The sequence below is a fragment of the Gluconobacter sp. P1D12_c genome, from assembly GCF_018812105.1.
GTDB classification, from domain to species: Bacteria; Pseudomonadota; Alphaproteobacteria; order Acetobacterales; family Acetobacteraceae; genus Gluconobacter; species Gluconobacter oxydans_A.
In genome coordinates, this window is sequence record NZ_JACSIQ010000791.1 from 1 (window position 1) to 374 (window position 374).

The 374-nt window shown below is 60.2% G+C and carries 1 pseudogene; it reads right to left on the reverse strand.

What is annotated here, in order from left to right:
* Positions 1-22 precede the first annotated feature (22 nt).
* Positions 23-370 (reverse strand): annotated as a pseudogene (locus KP705_RS19215) (plasmid recombination protein).
* Positions 371-374 lie beyond the last annotated feature (4 nt).

Consider the following 374-nt stretch of genomic DNA (forward strand, 5'->3'; position numbering starts at 1 on the left):
CTTGAGCACCTGCGGTTCTAGGTCAGCAGGGGTCAGGTTTTTGCTTGAGCACCTGCGGTTCTAGGTCAGCAGGGGTCAGGTTTTTGTGCTCGGGTGCGTCCCGTTCTAGCGCCCCGTAGTAGGTTTTCAGCTTGGTGTGGGTGGCCTTGCTTCCTTCGATGCCGCGTTCCAGTCCGACAGGGCGTCCCACAACTCGCGCAAAGTCGGTCTGCATCTCGTTCATGGCCTTGGCACCACCGAGGAACCGGCGGCAATTCAGGCGGCCTGTATCGGGGTCTTTTGGCACCTAGTAGGCCGACAGGTGCGGCGGTTTTTCGTCCCGGTGAATGATGGCTGCGATCACGTTGTCCTTGCCGTGCCGCTCGTGAATCCTG